At 65.7% G+C, this 18,812-nt stretch carries 14 protein-coding genes; 10 read left to right on the top strand and 4 right to left on the bottom strand.

Annotated elements, in window-relative coordinates:
- The first annotated feature begins 383 nt into the window (after positions 1 to 383).
- The 3 genes from ABFA30_RS08750 to ABFA30_RS08740 all read left to right on the top strand — a co-directional run bounded on the left by ABFA30_RS08750 (position 384) and on the right by ABFA30_RS08740 (position 4,924).
- Complete coding sequence (locus ABFA30_RS08750; protein WP_368816139.1) at positions 384 to 3,506, top strand: biosynthetic peptidoglycan transglycosylase; 3,123 nt, start codon at positions 384 to 386, stop codon at positions 3,504 to 3,506.
- Between the two features lie 126 nt (positions 3,507 to 3,632).
- Positions 3,633 to 4,166 (top strand): PadR family transcriptional regulator, encoded by a 534-nt coding sequence (locus ABFA30_RS08745; protein ID WP_225788101.1) that lies wholly within the window; start codon positions 3,633 to 3,635, stop codon positions 4,164 to 4,166.
- Positions 4,163 to 4,924: a siderophore-interacting protein gene (locus tag ABFA30_RS08740; protein ID WP_410045347.1), complete on the top strand. Its 762-nt coding sequence runs from the start codon at positions 4,163 to 4,165 to the stop codon at positions 4,922 to 4,924. The genes ABFA30_RS08745 and ABFA30_RS08740 overlap by 4 nt, the downstream gene beginning before the upstream one ends.
- A 140-nt stretch (positions 4,925 to 5,064) precedes the next feature.
- Here the strand turns inward: ABFA30_RS08740 and ABFA30_RS08735 are convergent, their stop codons facing one another.
- Both ABFA30_RS08735 and ABFA30_RS08730 read right to left on the bottom strand, forming a co-directional pair.
- Complete coding sequence (locus ABFA30_RS08735) at positions 5,065 to 5,715, bottom strand: Pr6Pr family membrane protein (protein ID WP_410045346.1); 651 nt, start codon at positions 5,713 to 5,715, stop codon at positions 5,065 to 5,067.
- Positions 5,716 to 5,937 (bottom strand): VF530 family DNA-binding protein, encoded by a 222-nt coding sequence (locus ABFA30_RS08730; protein ID WP_225788098.1) that lies wholly within the window; start codon positions 5,935 to 5,937, stop codon positions 5,716 to 5,718.
- A gap of 320 nt (positions 5,938 to 6,257) precedes the next feature.
- On the opposite strand from ABFA30_RS08730, the gene ABFA30_RS08725 reads away from it, so the two are divergent.
- The 7 genes from ABFA30_RS08725 (at position 6,258) to cmoB (ending at position 17,294) form a co-directional block, all read left to right on the top strand.
- Positions 6,258 to 8,312, top strand: coding sequence for a TonB-dependent receptor (locus ABFA30_RS08725; RefSeq protein ID WP_410045345.1), 2,055 nt, complete (start codon positions 6,258 to 6,260; stop codon positions 8,310 to 8,312).
- A gap of 317 nt (positions 8,313 to 8,629) precedes the next feature.
- On the top strand, positions 8,630 to 9,976 hold the full coding sequence (locus tag ABFA30_RS08720) for a carbohydrate porin (protein ID WP_410045344.1): 1,347 nt from the start codon (positions 8,630 to 8,632) through the stop codon (positions 9,974 to 9,976).
- A gap of 30 nt (positions 9,977 to 10,006) precedes the next feature.
- A complete protein-coding gene (locus tag ABFA30_RS08715; RefSeq protein ID WP_253091437.1) occupies positions 10,007 to 12,418 on the top strand; it encodes a glucose/quinate/shikimate family membrane-bound PQQ-dependent dehydrogenase in 2,412 nt (803 codons plus the stop codon).
- Between the two features lie 157 nt (positions 12,419 to 12,575).
- Positions 12,576 to 14,996, top strand: a complete 2,421-nt coding sequence (lon, locus tag ABFA30_RS08710; protein ID WP_225788094.1) for an endopeptidase La — start codon at positions 12,576 to 12,578, stop codon at positions 14,994 to 14,996.
- A 119-nt stretch (positions 14,997 to 15,115) separates the two neighbouring features.
- Entirely contained in the window at positions 15,116 to 15,508 is a 393-nt protein-coding gene (locus ABFA30_RS08705; protein ID WP_225788093.1) for a protease inhibitor I42 family protein, read from the top strand.
- Between the two features lie 89 nt (positions 15,509 to 15,597).
- The gene (gene cmoA / locus ABFA30_RS08700) at positions 15,598 to 16,341 is read left to right on the top strand and encodes a carboxy-S-adenosyl-L-methionine synthase CmoA (protein WP_225788092.1); all 744 of its coding nucleotides are present in this window, start codon (positions 15,598 to 15,600) and stop codon (positions 16,339 to 16,341) included.
- Entirely contained in the window at positions 16,338 to 17,294 is a 957-nt protein-coding gene (gene cmoB, locus ABFA30_RS08695) for a tRNA 5-methoxyuridine(34)/uridine 5-oxyacetic acid(34) synthase CmoB (protein ID WP_225788091.1), read from the top strand. Before cmoA ends, cmoB begins: the two co-directional genes overlap by 4 nt.
- Positions 17,295 to 17,332: 38 nt before the next feature.
- On the opposite strand, the gene pdxJ is transcribed toward cmoB, so the two are convergent.
- Positions 17,333 to 18,058 carry a pyridoxine 5'-phosphate synthase gene (gene pdxJ, locus ABFA30_RS08690; RefSeq protein WP_410046037.1) on the bottom strand — a complete coding sequence of 242 codons (726 nt, stop codon included), beginning with the start codon at positions 18,056 to 18,058 and terminating at the stop codon, positions 17,333 to 17,335.
- A 61-nt stretch (positions 18,059 to 18,119) separates the two neighbouring features.
- On the bottom strand, positions 18,120 to 18,803 hold the full coding sequence (gene recO, locus ABFA30_RS08685) for a DNA repair protein RecO (protein WP_225788089.1): 684 nt from the start codon (positions 18,801 to 18,803) through the stop codon (positions 18,120 to 18,122).
- Positions 18,804 to 18,812: the final 9 nt, after the last annotated feature.

Here is an 18,812-nt window from a genome sequence, read left to right as displayed (position 1 = left end):
AGCCGACCCTGCCGATGGGCCGGGTGTCGTCTTGCCGGGCGAGCCTTGTGGGCCAGCCCGTCCACCGCTGCGCAAGGCAGCCGGCAGGGCGAAGGGGTCGAGCAGTATAGGAATCCGCCAGTAGGGCTTTTCACTATATAAACAAGGAAATTTGGCGAGAATTCTCGGTCAAAAAGCCTTTCGCGGAGGGCATTCAAGCCCTTCCAGCCCCTCTCCACGGATCGGGGCGGCTACCATAGCAACATTGCCGAAGAATGGAAGCAGCACCAAAGCCGCATATTCCCACCTCGGTTTTCGACGCTTCTTACAAATTTTTCACCAAATCCGGCCAACGTCTAAGCTTCAGACAAGCAAGACGAAAATACCCGGCCGGATTGAAGACTATGGGCGCACTGTGGCAATCGGAACCAACCAGAATGGAAGCACCCGAAACACATCTGGCTGAAGCCCCATTGCCAAAGACCCCACGCCAACGCCGCCTGTGGTGGAGGCTGATCGTCCTGGTCCTGCTGCTGGCGATCATCGCCATCGGCTTCGCCGTCTATGACGAAGTGCAGACTTCGAAGCTGCAGTCGCGGGAGTTCAGCCGCCTGGCCAGCACCCTCACCTACTCCCTGGAGCCGGGCCCCAGCGATGCCATCATCTACCCAGGCGACGGCCCGTTCGACAAACGCCTGGGCTACAGTTCACTGGGCGAGTTCCTGCCACGCCTGCTCAAGCGTGACTATCTGATCAGCGAACAGGTGCGTTTTTCGCCGGCGCTGATGAACTATGTCGAGCACGGCCTGTTCGCGCCCTACGTGGAGAAGATCCAGACCGGCCTGTCGATCACCGACTGCCGCGGCGACACCCTCTATCAATACAAATACCCACAACACCTGTACCCGGACTTCGCCTCGATCCCGCCGGTGATCGTCAACAGCCTGCTGTTCATCGAGAACCGCGAACTGCTCGACCCGAACGATCCACGCAACAACCCGGCCGTGGACTGGCCGCGCTTCGCCAAGGCGGCGTACAGCCAGGTGGCCAAGTACCTGGCCTTGCCCGGCCAGTCCGCTGGCGGCAGCACCCTGGCCACCCAGCTGGAGAAATACCGCCACTCGCCCGACGGGCTGACCGTTTCCGGCGCCGAGAAGATCCGCCAGATGATTTCCGCCAGCGTACGCGCCTACCAGGGCGGGCCGGATACCACGGTGGCGCGCCAACGCATCGTGCGCGACTACCTCAACAGCGTGCCGCTGTCGGCCGTGCCCGGCCATGGCGAAGTGCATGGCATGGCCGAAGGGCTGCGGGTCTGGTATGGCGCCGACTTCGCCCAGGTCAACCGGGCCCTGGCCTCCACCGCCACGGATGCCCAGAGCATGGCCGAGCGCGGCCTGGCCCTGCGTCAGGTGCTGTCGCTGATGATTGCCCAGCGCCGGCCATCCCACTACCTGACCAAGGGCCGGGTAGACCTGGCGCGGCTCACCGATGCGCACATCCGCGTGTTGAGCGCCAATGGCGTGATCGACCAGGCGCTGGCCGATGCGGCACTGGCCAGCAAGGCGGTGTACCGTGACTGGGTGGCCCAGCCGACCATCGTGCCGATCATCACCAACAAGGGCATCAGCCTGGCCCGCAACCGCCTGGCGGCCATGCTCAATCGCCCGCTGTACGACCTCGATCGCCTGGACCTGTCAGCCACCAGTACCCTGCAGGCCGACCTGCAGATGCAGGTCAGCCAGTACCTGAGGAACCTCTCCGACCCCGAGTTCGCCGCCCAGATCGGGCTGATCGGCGAGCGCCTGCTCACGCCCAAGACCACCGATCAGGTGCGCTACAGCTTCACCCTGTTCGAGCGTACGGCCGACGGCTCGCGGGTACGGGTGCAGACCGACAGCACCGACCAGCCGTTCGACATCAACGAAGGCAGCAAGCTGGAGCTCGGTTCGACGGCCAAGCTGCGGGTCCTGACCACCTACCTGGAAATCATCGCCGAACTGCACGACAAGTACGCCGGCAAGCCGGTGGCCGAGCTGAAGCAGGTCGAGGTGGCAGCCCTTGACCGCATCACCCGCTGGTCGCTGGACTGGCTGATGCAGAACAGCAAGGACCAGAACCTCGACGCCATGCTCGATGCCGCCCTGGAGCGCAAGTATTCGGCCAACACCGGCGAAGCCTTCTTCACCGGCGGCGGCATGCATGTGTTCAACAACTTCCGCAAGGAAGACAACAGCCGCAACCCGACCCTCAAGGTGGCCCTGCGCGAGTCGATCAACCTGCCGTTCATCCGCCTGATGCGCGACCTGGTCCGCTACGTCACCTACCAGCAGCCCTACAACCGCGAGCCGCTGCTCAAGGACGATGCCGACCCGCGCCGCCAGGAGTACCTGGCCCGCTTCGCCGATCGCGAAGGCACCAGCTACCTGATGCGCTTCTGGCGCAAGTACCAGCGCAAGACCTCCCAGCAGCGCCTGGACACCTTCCTCGACAGCATGCGCGTCACTCCGCAGCGCCTGGCCGCGGTGCACCGCTACCTGTTTCCCGAGGCCGGCCAGGAAACCTTCAACGCCTTCGTCCGCGCCCATAGCCAGAAGGACAAGCAAGCCCTGGCCAAGCTCACCGACGGGCGCCTGTCGCAGATGTACGATGCCTATGGCCCCGGCAAGTACGACCTGCCCGACCAGGGCTACATCGCCAAGGTCCACCCGCTGGACCTATGGCTGCTCGGCTACCTGCTGAAGAACCCCGGCGCCTCGCTCACCGAGACCATCAACGCCAGCCGCTTCGAGCGCCAGGAGGTCTACAGCTGGTTGTTCAAGAGCCGCCACCAGGGGGCCCGCGACAGCCGCATCCGCACCATGGTCGAGATCGAGGCCTTCCTGGATATCCACCAGCGCTGGAAGCGCGTGGGCTATCCGTTCGACCACCTGGTGCCGTCCCTGGCCACGGCCATCGGCAGCTCCGGCGACCGCCCCGCGGCGTTGTCCGAGCTGGTCGGCATCATCCAGAACGATGGCGTGCGCCTGCCTACCCTGCGCATCGACACCCTGCACTTCGCCGCCGATACACCCTACGAGACCAAGCTGATCAGCGACCCGGACCGTGGCCAGCGGATCCTCCCGGTGGAAGTCGCCCGGGCCCTGAAGGGCGCCCTGTCGCAGGTGGTCGATGCCGGTACCGCGCGGCGCATCTCCGGCAGCTTCAAGCTGCACGACGGCACCTCGCTGGTGATGGGCGGCAAGACCGGCACCGGCGACAACCGCATCGAAAGCTTCGGCGCCGGCGGCCGGCTGATCGCTTCGCGCTCGCTCAACCGTACTGCCACCTTCGTGTTCTTCCTCGGCGACAACCACTTCGGCACCCTCACCGCCTTCGTCCCAGGGCGCGCGGCCGAAGCGTTCAAGTTCACCTCGGCCCTGCCGGTGCAGGTGCTCAAGGGCATGGCGCCGATCCTCATGCCGTACCTGGAACCGGGCAGCGCCACCCAATGCAAGGCGCCGGAGGTCGCGCACGCGGCCCCTTGAATGGGCATTACCCGAGCCCTGGGAAATGCATCGAATATCCAGATGATAATCATCATCATTCAAGGCTTGTCTAAAGATATATCTTGAGTAATATCTAGCGATATATCGTCAAAGACGGAGCCTTGCATGCGTGACCATGACCCATTCGAACGCCGCCCTGGTCGCGGCGAGCGCGGCCCTCGAGTGTTCGCCCCGGGCGATCTCAAGCTCCTGCTGCTGTCGATGCTCGCCGAACAACCCGGCCACGGCTACGACCTGATCCGCCAGATCGAAAGCCTCTTCGATGGTAGCTACAGCCCCAGCCCAGGGGTGATCTACCCGACCCTCAATTTCCTCGAGGAGGCCGAACTCATCAGCGGCCAGGTGCAGGGCAGCAAACGTCTCTACGCCATCACCGACAGCGGCCGCGACGCCCTGCTCGCCCAGGCTGTGGCGCTGGACGGCGTGCGCATGCGTATCGAGGTGAGCAAGCGCGCCTTGCGTGGCCATGACCGCCCCCCACAAATCCACGAAGCCGTCGGCAACCTGCGCCACGCGCTGCACATGCACAGCGGACGCTGGTCGCCCGAAGAGATCGAGCGGGTGCGCACGCTGCTCAACGACACTGCCAAGGCCATCGCCTCCGGGCCGGCCGATTCCGTTCAGGAGAACACCCCATGAGCGATACCATCCACCGCGTCAACCACACGATCAAGCAACGCCGCCTGCAGGTACTGCGGGTCACCGAGCTGACCCCGCGCATGCGCCGCATCACCCTCGGCAGCCCTGAGCTCGCCGGCTTCACCAGCCTCGGCAGCGACGACCACATCAAGCTGTTGTTCGCCCTCACGCCCGAGCAGCAACAAGCCATCGATGCCCGCGACCTGGGCCGCGACGGCGGCGCTCGCCCGACCATGCGCGAATACACGCCACGGCGTATCGACCTGCAGGCCAACGAGCTGGACATCGACTTCGTCCTGCATGGCGACGGCCCCGCCTCCACCTGGGCGGCCCAGGCCACGCCAGGCCAGACCCTGGACATCGCCGGCCCGCGCGCCTCGATGGTGGTGCCGGACATCTTCGACAGCTACCTGCTGGTCGGCGACGAGACCGCCATTCCCGCCATCGCCCGGCGCCTGGAGGAACTGCCGACCGGCCGCCAGGTACTGGCGGTGATCCAGGTCGAGGATGAACAGGAACGCCAGCCACTACCGAGCAAGGCCCAGGTGGAAGTGATCTGGGTGCGTCGCCACGAGGAAGACCTGCTCGACCGGGTGCGACACCTGGCACTGCCAGCGGGCCGGCTGTACGGCTGGATCGCCCTGGAAAGAACCCTGACCCGCCAGGCCAAGGCGTTGCTGCTGGAGAAAGGTGTGCCCGAGGATGCCTTGAAGGCTGCGGCCTACTGGCGTGTGGACGGTAGCGCTGACGACGAATGAGGTTTGCAGCCCCGATGCCGTTTGGGGCCGCTTCGCGCCCCATCGCCGGCAAGCCCTCCCCTAGAGGGCCCCTGCAAAGCGCATCATTTGTGGTCGACTCGGCCCCTGTGGGAGTTGCCCACGAATGGGGCCCCAGCGATTCACCGCGACTGCGCCATCCCCGGCAACCGCCTGCCCCGCCAACGATCCACCCCCAGCAGCACCAGGCCGATGCCCCAGAACCCCACCAGTACCCCCAGGGCATTGAGCATCACCTGCCCGTACCCCAGGCTGGCCACATCGATGAACGGATAGGCATACACCCCGATCTCGTGCCCACGCCACAGGGCAAAGGCGAAGTACAGCGCCGGGTACAGGCTCCAGGCCGGCAAGTGCCAGAGCCGCAGACTGCCCTTGGGTACCTCGAGCCACCAGTACAGGACGAACACCAACGGCATCACGTCGTGCAGCAGTGCATTCGCCAGCCATTGCCACCCCTGCGGCTGCCAGAGGTGCCGCAGCAACAGGTTGTAGGCCACGGCGACCAGGACGATGCTCGTGGCAATCCCCGAACTCACCATGGGTGAAAGAAAGATCCCCCTCGCCCGCGACGCCCTGCCAAAGGCCCGGTAGCTCAGCACCGTGGCCACCAGGGTATTGGTCAATACCGTGAAATAGCCGAACACATTGATCAGGCCGCCGACCAGGCTGGCCTGCTCCTGCCAACGCGCCAGCAGCACCAGCCAGACCTGTATCGCCAGGCCGCTCCAGCCAAGCAGCGCGGCCAGGAGCAGCCAGGGATGACGCGGCATTCAGCCGGCCCGCTGCAGCTTCACGTAGAGCTGCTCGACCCGCTCTCGGGCCCAGGGTGTCTTGCGCAGGAAGGTCAGGCTCGACTTGATGCTCGGGTTGCTCTTGAAACAGCGGATGTCGATGCGCTCGGCCAGGCCCTGCCACTGGTAGTGGGCCACCAGCTCGGTGAGGATCTGCTCCAGCGTCTTGCCGTGCAGTGCGTTGTGTTGGGCCGTGCTCATGCCAGTGCTCCAGCGGTGAAAAGATGCGCACCTTACACGAGTCTAGCGGCCGGTGGGGCTGGCGGAGCGGTTCCAGGCAGATGGGTCCGGCAGCTGCCGGTTGCCATTTTGCGGTCCATCGCCGGCAAGCCGGCGCCCACAGGGTTCGAGTCGATCACCCCATGATGATGCGGTTCGCCCAAGACCCTGGGCGCGGCTTGCCCGCGAAAGGGCCGGCATCGACGACACAAAACCCCTGGCCAGAGGCCATACCCTTGTGCTGAAATAGTGATGTTATATTGTAACAGCACAACTATTCTGCCAAGGAACGTCACAGCCCCATGCTTCACATGCCCTTGCGTCTCTCCCCACTCGCCGTCGCGCTCTGGCTGGCCTCGACGCCCAGCCAGGCGGTGGAACTGGAACCCCAGGTGATCACCGCCAACCCGCTGGGCAGCCGCCAACTGGCCACGCCGAGCACCGTCCTCGAAGGCGACGACCTGCTGCAACAGCAGCAGGGCAGCCTCGGCGAAACCCTCAACAAACAGCCCGGTGTCGCCTCCACCTGGTTCGGGCCCGGCGCCAGCCGCCCGGTGATCCGTGGCCTGGACGGCGACCGTATCCGCATCCTGCGCAACGGCGTGGGCGCCCTGGACGCCTCGTCCCTGTCCTATGACCATGCCGTGCCCCTGGACCCGATCAATGTCGAGCGCATCGAAATCGTCCGGGGCCCGGCCGCCCTGCTCTACGGCGGCAATGCCATCGGTGGCGTGGTCAATACCTTCGACAACCGCATTCCCGACTCGCCCATCGACGGCATCCACGGTGCCGGCGAACTGCGCTATGGCGGCGCCGACACCACCCGCAGCAGCGCCGGCAAGCTGGAAGCCGGCAACGGCGCCTTCGCCCTGCACCTGGATGCCAACAGCCGCCAGTTCAACGACCTGCGCATCCCAGGCTACGCCCGCAGCTCCAAGGTCCGCGATGCCGACGAACCGGGCAGCCGCCACCGCCTGGAGAACAGCGACGGACGCCAGGACGGCGGTGCGCTCGGGGGGGCCTACCACTGGGACCACGGCTATGCCGGCCTGTCCTACAGCCGCTACGACAGCAACTATGGCTCGGTGGCCGAGCCCGGCGTACGCCTGGACATGCAGCAGGACCACTACGGCTTCGCCTCGGAGCTGCGCGACCTGCAAGGCCCGTTCAGCTCGGTCAAGGTCGATGCCGGCTACACCGACTACGAACACCGCGAGATCGAAAGCGGCGAAGTGCATACCACCTTCAAGAACAAGGGCTACGAAGCCCGCATCGAAGCGCGCCACCAGCCACTCGGCCCGGTCGAGGGCGTGATCGGCGCCCAGGTCAGCCGCAACGAGTTCTCCGCCCTGGGTGAGGAAGCCTTCGTCCCGCACACCGACACCGACAGCCTGGCGCTGTTCATGCTCGAACAGTGGCAGGCCAGCGAACGCCTGAACCTGAGCCTGGGTGCGCGCCTGGAACACACCCGGGTCGACCCGGACGCCAAGGGCAACGAGCACTTCATCGGCGCCGACGACGCCAGCAGTTTCACCGCCGCCAGCCTGTCGTCCGGCGCGGTGTACCAGTTCGACCCGGTCTGGTCGCTGGCCGCCAGCCTCGCCTACACCGAACGCGCACCGACCTTCTATGAGCTGTACGCCAACGGCGCACACGTGGCCACCGGCGCCTACGAAGTGGGCGACCCAGGCCTGAACAAGGAAAAGGCCATCTCCGGCGACCTGGCACTGCGCTTCGACAATGGCACCCACAAGGGCAGCGTCGGAGTGTTCTACAGCCACTTTCGCAACTACATCGGCCTGATCGGCAGCGGCAACCTGCGCGAAGGTCACGATCACGATCATGACCATGACGACGATCACGACCATGACCACGAACATGAGCACGGCGACATTCCCGAGTACCTGTACCAGGGCGTGCGCGCTCGCTTCTACGGCATCGAGGCCCAGGACCGCTGGCAACTGGCCGAGAACCGCTATGGCAGCTTCGCCCTGGAGCTGTCTGGCGATTACACCCGGGCCAAGAACCTCGACAGCGGCGAGCCGCTGCCGCGCATCGCGCCGTTGCGCCTGAACAGTGCCCTGCTCTGGGAGCGCGATCGCTGGCAGGCGCGCGTCGACGTCCAGCATGCCGCCTCCCAGCACCGCAAGCCGTCGAACGAGACCAGCACCGATGGCTACACCACCCTCGGTGCCAGCCTCGGTTATCGCTTCGACATCGGCCAGAGCCAGTGGCTGGCGTTCGTGCGGGGCGAGAACCTGACCGACCAGACCGTGCGCTACGCCAGCTCGATCCTGCGGGATATCGCCCCGGCGCCGGGGCGTAGCGTCCAGGTGGGGTTGCGTACGTCCTTCTGATCGCAAGGGGGCGCTGTGCGCCCCATTCGCCGGCAAGCCGGCTCTCAGGTCCGGCGCCGACCTCAAGAACGGCGCGGTCCCTGTGCGCGCAGCTTGCCGGCGATAGGCTGCGAAGCAGCCCCCGACGCGCCCGACTGTTACCCCAGCGACAACAATCCCCTGCGACATTTTGTCTTTTTTTCTTACAACTTCCCCTATATCCTCCTCGCCACACGCTGAAACGCTTCACCCACGAACCTTGCACGCAATCTCATCGACGGGCCCGTCTCTTCGATGCGTTCGCCGTTTTTTCAATAATCAAAAGATAGCGCTATCTCATGCTCCAACTGCCTCGATCCCGATACCCGGGCCTTGCCCTTGCCACCCTGCTCGGCAGCCTGTCACCCCTCGTCGGCGCCAGTGAAATGTTCGCCAGCGACTCGCCATGGATGCTCGGCGACTGGGGCGGCACCCGCAGCGAACTGCTGGAAAAAGGCTACGACTTCACCCTTGGCTATACCGGCGAGATGGGCAGCAACCTGCAGGGTGGCTACGACCATGACCGCACCGCGCGCTACAGCGACCAGTTCACCTTCGCCAGCCACCTGGACCTGGAGAAGATCCTCGGCTGGCACGACGCCGAGTTCCAACTGACGATCACCGAGCGCCATGGCCAGAACATCAGCAATGACCGGATCAACGACCCACGGGTCGGTGGCTTCACCTCGGCCCAGGAAGTCTGGGGCCGTGGCCAGACCTGGCGGCTGACCCAACTGTGGATCAAGCAGAAGTACCTCGACGGCGCCCTGGACGTGAAATTCGGCCGCTTCGGCGAAGGCGAGGACTTCAACAGCTTCCCCTGCGACTTCCAGAACCTGGCGTTCTGCGGCTCCCAGGTGGGCAACTGGGTCGGCGACATCTGGTACAACTGGCCGGTCAGCCAGTGGGCCCTGCGCGTGCGCTACAACCTGCGCGACGACCTCTATGCCCAGGTCGGCCTCTTCGAACAGAATCCCTCCAACCTCGAGTCCGGCAACGGCTTCAAGCTCAGCGGCAGCGGCACGCAAGGCGCCGTGATGCCGGTCGAACTGGTCTGGAGCCCACGGGTCAATGGCCTGAAAGGGGAATATCGCGCCGGCTACTACTACAGTAATGCCAAGGCACAAGATGTTTACCGGGACGACAACGGCCAGGCCGCGGCCCTCAGTGGCCAAGCCTACCGCAGCAGGTCCAGCAAGCACGGCTTCTGGCTCGGCGGCCAGCAGCAGTTGACGTCCCTGGCCTCTGACCAGTCGCGTGGCCTGAGCCTGTTCGCCAATGCCACGTTGCACGACAAGAAGACCAATGCCATCGACAACTATGTTCAGGCAGGTGTGGTGTACAAAGGGCCCTTCGATGCCCGCGCCAAGGACGACATCGGTTTCGCCCTCGCTCGCGTGCACGTCAATCCCGCCTACCGCAAGAACGCGCGCCTCATCAACCAGGCTGCGGGCCTCGACGACTACGACAACCCAGGCTACCTGCCCGTCCAGGACACCGAGTACAGCGCCGAGCTCTACTACGGCATCCACCTGGCCGACTGGCTCACCGTACGCCCCAACCTGCAGTACATCCGCCATCCGGGCGGTGTGTCGCAGGTCGACGCCGCCCTGATCGGCGGCCTGAAGATCCAGAGCAGTTTCTAAACCCACCCTTCGACCTACGGAGAACATACGATGAGCACTGACGGTGCCAAGAATGGAACCCGCTGGCTACCGCGCCTTCTGGGCGTGCTGCTGTTGCTGATGGGCCTGGCCCTGCTGGCCGGCGGCATCAAGCTGAGCCAGTTGGGAGGTTCCCTGTACTACCTGATCGCCGGTATCGGCTTCGCCCTGTCCGGCATCCTGCTGCTGGCCATGCGCCGCATCGCCCTGGGCCTGTACGGCCTGGTGCTGCTGGGCAGCACGCTCTGGGCCCTGTGGGAAGTGGGCCTGGACTGGTGGCAACTGGTGCCGCGCCTGGCCATCTGGTTCGCCATCGGCGTGCTCCTGCTGCTGCCCTGGGCGCGTCGCTCGCTGGTGGGCCCTTCCTCCAAGGTCAACACCGCCGTGCTGAGCCTTGCGGTCGTCGCCTCCGGTGCTACCGCCGTGGCCAGCCAGTTCACCCACCCGGGCGAGATCCATGGCGAACTGGGCCGTGACAGCAGCGAAATGGCCAGCGCCGCCCCGGCGATGCCCGACGGCGAATGGCAGGCCTACGGCCGTACCGAGCATGGCGATCGCTACTCGCCGCTGCGCCAGATCACCCCACAGAACGTCTACCGCCTGGAGGAAGCCTGGCGCATCCGCACCGGCGACCTGCCGACCGAAAACGACCCGGTGGAGCTGACCAACCAGAACACCCCGCTGAAGGTCAACGGCATGCTCTATGCCTGCACCGCCCACAGCAGGCTGCTGGCCCTGGACCCGGACACCGGTGCCGAGATCTGGCGCTACGACCCGCAGATCAAAAGCCCAGTGGGCACCTTCAAGGGCTTCGCCCACATGACCTGCCGTGGCGTCTCCTACTATGACGAGAACCGCTACGTCAGCCGCGACGGCAGCCCGGCGCCGAAGATCTCCGACGCGGGCCTGGCAGTCGCCCAGGCCTGCCCGCGCCGGCTCTACCTGCCTACCGCCGACGCCCGCCTGATCGCCATCAACGCCGACACCGGCAAGGTCTGCGAAGGCTTCGCCAACCAGGGCGTGATCGACCTGACCACCGGCATCGGCCCGTTCACCGCCGGCGGCTACTACTCCACCTCGCCCGCGGCGATCACCCGTGACCTGGTGATCATCGGCGGCCACGTCACCGACAACGAGTCGACCAACGAGCCGTCCGGGGTGATCCGCGCCTACGACGTGCACGACGGCCGCCTGGTGTGGAACTGGGACAGCAACAACCCGGACGACACCAAGCCCCTGGCCGCCGGCCAGATGTACAGCCGCAACTCGGCCAACATGTGGTCGATCGCCAGCGTCGACGAAGACCTTGGCATGATCTACCTGCCCCTGGGCAACCAGACCCCGGACCAGTGGGGCGCCGACCGCACCCCAGGCGCCGAGAAGTACAGCGCCGGCATCGTCGCCCTGGACCTGGCCAGCGGCAAGGTGCGCTGGAACTACCAGTTCACCCACCACGACCTGTGGGACATGGACGTGGGCAGCCAGCCGACCCTGGTCCACCTGAAGACCGACGACGGCATCAAGCCAGCGGTCATCGTGCCGACCAAGCAGGGCAGCCTGTACGTGCTCGATCGCCGCGACGGCACGCCGATCGTGCCGATCCGCGAGATCCCGGTGCCGCAAGGTGCCGTCAAGGGCGACCGTACCGCGCCGACCCAGGCCCGCTCCGACCTCAACCTGCTCGGCCCTGAGCTGACCGAACAGGCCATGTGGGGCGCCACGCCGTTCGACCAGATGCTCTGCCGCATCCAGTTCCGCGAGCTGCGCTACGAAGGCCAGTACACCCCGCCCTCCGAGCAGGGCACCCTGGTCTACCCGGGCAACGTCGGCGTGTTCAACTGGGGCAGCGTATCGGTCGATCCGGTGCGCCAACTGCTGTTCACCACCCCGAACTACATGGCCTTCGTGTCGAAGATGGTACCTCGCGAGAAAGTCGCCGCCGGCAGCAAGCGCGAGAGCGAGACCAGCGGCGTGCAACCGAACACCGGCGCCCCCTACGCGGTGATCATGCACCCGTTCATGTCGCCGCTGGGCGTACCTTGCCAGGCACCGGCCTGGGGCTACGTGGCAGCCATCGACCTGTTCACCAACAAGGTGGTGTGGAAGCGCAAGAACGGCACCACCCGCGACAGCACCCCGGTGCCGATCGGCCTGCCGGTAGGTGTGCCGAGCATGGGCGGCTCGATCGTCACCGCCGGCGGCGTGGGCTTCCTCAGCGGCACCCTGGACCAGTACCTGCGTGCCTATGACGTGAACAACGGCAAGGAGCTGTGGAAAGCCCGCCTGCCGGCAGGCGGCCAGGCCACGCCGATGACCTACACCGGCAAGGATGGCAAGCAGTACGTGCTGGTCACCGCCGGAGGCCACGGCTCGCTGGGCACGAAGATGGGCGACTACATCATCGCCTACAAGCTCGCCGAGTAAGCTGCAAGCTGCAAGCTGCAAGCTGCAAGAAGAAAGTGGAGCATGCACGATCTGCTTCTTCTTGCAGCTTGAAGTGAAGCGCCTTGCCCCTGGGACGGGTTGAAACCCGTCCTCCCCCGCCCCATCTAAGCACCATAGCCATTCACGCAGGTGCCCCATGAGCGACCAGCAGGATTTCCCGGAACATCCCGACGAACACAGCGAAGTCGAGCATCTCGAAGCCAAGGCCACCACCGGCCACCACCTCGCCCTGCCCGGCCAGCAACTGCCGGACAAGGTCTATGTGATCCCGATCCACAACCGCCCGTTCTTCCCGGCCCAGGTGCTGCCGGTGATCGTCAATGAAGAGCCCTGGGCGGAAACCCTCGACCTGGTGGCCAAGACGCCCCACCACTCCCTGGCCCTGTTCTTCATGGACACCCCGCCAGAAGACCATCGCCATTTCGATACCTCGGCCCTGCCGCAGTACGGCACCCTGGTCAAGGTCCACCACGCCAGCCGCGAGAACGGCAAGCTGCAGTTCGTCGCCCAGGGCCTGACCCGGGTACGCATCCGTACCTGGCTCAAGCACCATCGTCCACCCTACCTGGTAGAGGTCGACTACCCCCGCCAGCCGGCCGAGCCGACCGACGAGGTCAAGGCCTACGGCATGGCCCTGATCAACGCGATCAAGGAGCTGCTGCCGCTGAACCCGCTGTACAGCGAGGAGCTGAAGAACTACCTCAACCGCTTCAGCCCCAACGACCCGTCGCCGCTGACCGACTTCGCCGCGGCACTCACCTCCGCCACCGGCGCCCAACTGCAGGAAGTGCTCGACTGCGTGCCGATGCTCAAGCGCATGGAAAAGGTCCTGCCGATGCTGCGCAAGGAGGTCGAGGTCGCGCGCCTGCAGAACGAGATCTCCGCCGAGGTCAACCGGCAGATCGGCGAGCACCAGCGCGAATTCTTCCTCAAGGAGCAGCTCAAGGTCATCCAGCAGGAACTGGGCCTGACCAAGGACGACCGCAGCGCCGACCTGGAGCAGTTCCAGCAACGCCTGGAGGGCAAGACCCTGCCCGAGTCGGCGAAAAAGCGCATCGACGAGGAAATGAGCAAGCTGGCGATCCTCGAGACCGGTTCGCCGGAATACGCCGTTACCCGCAACTACCTGGAATGGGCCACCGCCCTGCCCTGGGGCGTGTACGGTGCGGACAAGCTCGACCTCAAGCACGCCCGCAAGGTCCTCGACCAGCACCATGCAGGGCTGGACGACATCAAGGAACGCATCCTCGAATTCCTCGCCGTGGGCGCCTGGAAGGGCGAGATCAGCGGCTCGATCGTCCTGTTGGTCGGCCCGCCCGGGGTCGGCAAGACCAGCATCGGCAAGTCGATCGCCGAATCCCTCGGCCGGCCGTTCTACCGCTTCAGCGTCGGCGGCATGCGCGATGAAGCCGAGATCAAGGGCCACCGGCGCACCTACATCGGCGCCCAGCCAGGCAAGCTGGTGCAGGCGCTCAAGGAGGTCGAGGTGATGAACCCGGTGATCATGCTCGACGAGATCGACAAGATGGGCCAGAGCTACCAGGGCGACCCAGCCTCGGCGCTGCTGGAAACCCTGGACCCGGAGCAGAACGTCGACTTCCTCGACCATTACCTGGACCTGCGCCTGGACCTCTCCAAGGTGCTGTTCGTGTGTACCGCCAACACCCTGGACTCGATCCCCGGCCCCCTGCTCGACCGCATGGAGGTGATCCGCCTGTCTGGCTATATCACCGAGGAAAAACTGGCCATCGCCAAGCGCCACCTGTGGCCCAAGCAGTTGGCCAAGGCCGGCGTGGCCAAGAGCAGCCTGGGCATCAGCGACAGCGCCCTGCGCCTGGTGATCGAAGGCTATGCCCGCGAAGCCGGTGTGCGCCAGTTGGAGAAACAACTGGGCAAGCTGGTGCGCAAGGCCGTGGTCAAGCTGCTGGAAGACCCGGACGCCAAGCTCAGGATCGGCCCCAAGGACCTGGAGCCGGCGCTGGGCATGCCGGTGTTCCGCAGCGAACAGGTGCTGGCCGGCAAGGGCGTGATCACCGGCCTTGCCTGGACCAGCATGGGCGGCGCCACCTTGCCGATCGAGGCCACGCGTATCCATACCCTCAACCGTGGTTTCAAGCTGACCGGCAAGCTGGGTGATGTGATGAAGGAGTCCGCTGAGATCGCCTACAGCTATGTCAGTGCCAACCTCAAGCAGTACGGGGGCGACCCTGGTTTCTTCAACGAGGCCTTCATCCACCTGCACGTGCCGGAGGGCGCCACGCCCAAGGACGGCCCCAGCGCCGGCATCACCATGGCCAGCGCCCTGCTGTCCCTGGCCCGCGACCAGTCGCCGAAGAAAGGCGTGGCCATGACCGGCGAGCTGACCCTCACCGGCCAGGTCCTGCCCATTGGCGGAGTGCGCGAGAAAGTGATCGCCGCAAGGCGCCAGAAGATCTTCGAGCTGATCCTGCCGGAAGCCAACCGGGGGGATTTCGAGGAGTTGCCGGACTACCTGCGCGACGGGTTGACGGTGCACTTCGCCAAGCGCTTCGCCGATGTGGCGAAAGTGCTGTTCTGAAGGCCGGCGGCCGCAGTGCGGCCCATTCGCAGCGGTTCGAGGCGAATGGGCCGGCACAGGCTACACATTGATCCGACACCTTCGGTATCCTCAGGCCATCGCCAGCCTCCGGAGCCAACATGACCGTCCTTCGCCTGCTCGTTCCCCTGAGCCTCGCCCTGCTCGCCGCCTGCGCCCAGCAGCCACGCCAGAATGTCGACCTGGACGCCGAGAGCGAATGCCCCAGGCACCTGCAGGTCGGCCAGACGCTGACCCTGACCCTGCCCAGCAATCCCTCCACCGGCTATCGCTGGCTGCTGCAAGACCCCGCTGCGAACATACTGCGCAGCCTCGGCCCCGAGGTCTACAGCGCCCCTGAAGAGGCCGGCATCGTCGGCAGCGCCGGTGTTTCCACCTGGCGCTTCCAGGCCCAGGCCGCCGGCGAGGGCCACCTGATCCTGGTCTACCAGCAACCTTGGGCACCGGAAGTCCGCCCCGTGCAGACCTTCGACTGCACGATTCGAGTGCAATGAGCACACGGCGCCGGTCAGCCAACCATGCAAGCTTGCCGCGGTTTGGCTAGAATGCCGGCCCTCTAGTTTGCCAGCCGCCTGGATCCACCGTGAGCAAAGAACCCGACCGCCTATTCGCCCAGCCCTTGGAGCAGGTGCCCGACTTCGTCTTCAACGAGGATGTGGTGCGGGTGTTCCCGGACATGATCAAGCGCTCGGTGCCCGGTTACCCGACCATCGTCGAGAACCTTGGCGTGCTGGCGGCCCGCTTCGCCCAGCCGCACACGGCCCTCTATGACCTGGGCGCCTCGCTCGGCGCGGTGACCCAGGCCCTGCGCCGCCATGTACGTACCGACGGCTGCCGGGTGATCGCGGTGGACAACTCCGTCGCCATGGTCGAGCGCTGCCGCCAGTACCTCACTGCCCAGGACTCGATGTTCCAGGAACTGCTGCCGGTGCAGGTGCTGGAAGCCGACATCCTCGCCCTGCCGTTCGAACCGGCCTCGGTGGTGGCGATGAATTTCACCCTGCAGTTCATCGCCCCGGAGCAACGCCTGGCACTGCTTGGCCGCATCCACCAGGCCCTGCTGCCCGGCGGTGCGCTGATCCTCTCCGAGAAACTGCGGTTCGAGGATGACCAGGAACAGGCGCTGCTCAACGAACTGCACCTGGACTTCAAGCGTGCCAATGGCTACAGCGAACTGGAAATCGCCCAGAAGCGCAGCGCCATCGAGAACGTGATGAAGCCCGACAGCCTGGAGAGCCACAAGCAACGCCTGCGCGACGCCGGCTTCTCCAAGGTCGTGCCCTGGTTCCAATGCCTCAACTTCGCCTCGCTGATTGCCCTACCATGATCGATCTGTCCCCTCTCGTCCGCCGCCTGGCGGGTACGCCTCTCGCCACCTGGTCCCAAGGCCTGCAGGCACAACTGGAAGCCAAGCTGGAAAAAGGCCATGGCGATCTCGACCGCTGGCGTGGCGCCCTGGAGGCCCTGCCTGATTTACAGGCGAGCGAAATCGACCTGGCCGACGGCCTGCGCCTGGACTGTGCGTGCGACGACGCTACCCGCGCCGTGCTACACCAGGCACTGATGGGGCTCTCGCCCTGGCGCAAGGGGCCGTTCGACCTGTTCGGCGTGCACGTGGACACCGAATGGCGCTCGGACTGGAAATGGTCGCGAGTCTCCCCGCACCTGGACCTCAAGGGCAAACGCGTGCTCGACGTGGGCTGCGGCAATGGCTACTACCAGTGGCGCATGCTCGGCGCCGGGGCCGACATGGTCATCGGCGTCGACCCCAACTGGCTGTTCTTCTGCCAGTTCCAGGCCGTGCAGAAATACCTGCCCGACCTGCCGGCCTGGCACCTGCCGTTCGCCCTGGAAGACCTGCCCGCCAACCTGGAAGGTTTCGACACGGTCTTTTCCATGGGCGTGTTCTACCATCGCCGCTCGCCCATCGAGCACCTGCTGGCGCTCAAGGACTGCCTGGTCAAGGAGGGCGAGCTGGTGTTGGAAACCCTGGTGATCGAAGGCGACGAACACCAGGTGCTGGTGCCCGAGGACCGCTACGCACAGATGCGCAACGTCTGGTTCCTGCCGTCGGTACCGGCGCTGGAGCGCTGGCTGCGCCGGGCCGGGTTCCGTGACGTGCGCTGTGTCGACCTGAGCGTCACCAGCGTGCAGGAGCAGCGCAGCACCGAGTGGATGCGCTACCAGTCGCTCGGCGACTTCCTCGACCCGCACGACCACAGCCTGACCATCGAAGGCCTGCCAGCCCCGCGTCGGGCGACGCTGCTGGCGCGCAAGTAAGCCATTCGCGAAAGGGCCGCAAGGCGGCCCCACCTGGGTCAGCGCGCGCTGGCCGCGACGATCAAGGCCTTCATCTCGGCCACCGCCGCCTTGAAACCGACGAACAACGCATGCGCCACCAGCGCATGGCCGATGTTCAGCTCATTGATGCCCTTGATCGCCGCCACCGCCTCGACGTTGTGGTAATGTAGACCATGGCCTGCGTTGACGATCAGGCCCTGGCCAACGCCGAAGGCGACACCGTCGACGATACGCTTGAGTTCCTCGGCCACCTCGGTCGGCGACTGAGCATCGGCATAGCGCCCGGTATGCAGTTCGATGGCCGGGGCACCGACCCGACGAGAGGCTTCGATCTGCCGTTCGTCGGCATCGATGAACAGCGAAACCTCCGCACCGGTACGCGCCAGGCGCTCCACCGCCGCCTTGATCCGCGCTTCCTGGCCGGCGACGTCAAGGCCACCTTCGGTGGTCAGTTCCTGGCGCGTCTCGGGGACCAGGCAGATATGCGCCGGACGGATCTTCTCGGCGAAGGCCATCATCTCTTCGGTGACGCCCATCTCGAAGTTCATGCGGGTCTGCAGCACGTCCTTGAGCAGCAGCACGTCGCGCTCCTGGATGTGCCGGCGGTCTTCGCGCAGGTGCACGGTGATGCCGTCGGCGCCCGCTTCCTCGGCGTCCAGCGCGGCCTTGACCGGATCCGGGTAACGCGTGCTCCTGGCCTGGCGGAGCGTCGCCACGTGGTCGATGTTGACGCCGAGAAGCATGCGGTTGCTGTGAGTCACGAAAGGCTCTCCTGAAAATCGGGCCTCACAGCATACGACGTGCTCAGCGCTTGCGAAACAGTTCCCGGCTGACCAGTGGCTTGGGCCCCAGGTGCACGGCCAGGGCCTGGCGCATCAGGCGCTTGGCCGCCAGCAAGGCACCCGGTGCATCCCAGTCGGCCTCGGCCAGGGCCAGCAGCTCGGCACCGTTGAACAGCCCAGGCTGGACCAGGTACACCCGCTCCAGCCCGGCATCCACCTGCAGACGATACAGGCCGTCGGCCTGGACCGGATCGTCGTTGATGTCGCGGTCCAGGGCGAAGGCATAGCCCAGCTCATCCAGCAGGCGCCATTCGAAGGCGCGCAGCAACGGCTCCAGCGGCCGGCCGGCGGCCAGGGCCTGGAGGGTCAAGGTGTAATGCTCGAACAACAGCGGATGGGCCACTTCCGCCGGCAGCAGGCGCATCAGCAGCTCGTTGAGGTAGAGCCCGCTGAACAGCGCGTCGCCATGCAGCCAGGCGGCCACGCCAACGCTGTCCAGGCGGCCGACGTTCTTCAGCTCGCCACGCCCGCGCAGTTCTACCTCCAACGGCACGAACGGCCGCACCAGGCTGCCGCCCTTGCCCCGGGCCCGGCGCAGCACCGCGCGCACGCGCCCCTGGGGCGTGAGGAAATCCACCAGCGCGCTGGTTTCCCGGTAGGCGCGGCTGTGCAGCACGTAAGCCGGTTGGCCGACTGGTTGTTCCATGGGGAAGGG

It is taken from the genome of Pseudomonas sp. HLMP, from assembly GCF_046365545.1.
Lineage (GTDB): Bacteria > Pseudomonadota > Gammaproteobacteria > Pseudomonadales > Pseudomonadaceae > Aquipseudomonas > Aquipseudomonas guariconensis_B.
The sequence above is the reverse complement of the archived record's forward strand: the minus strand, read 5'-3'. Positions and strand labels throughout refer to the sequence as shown.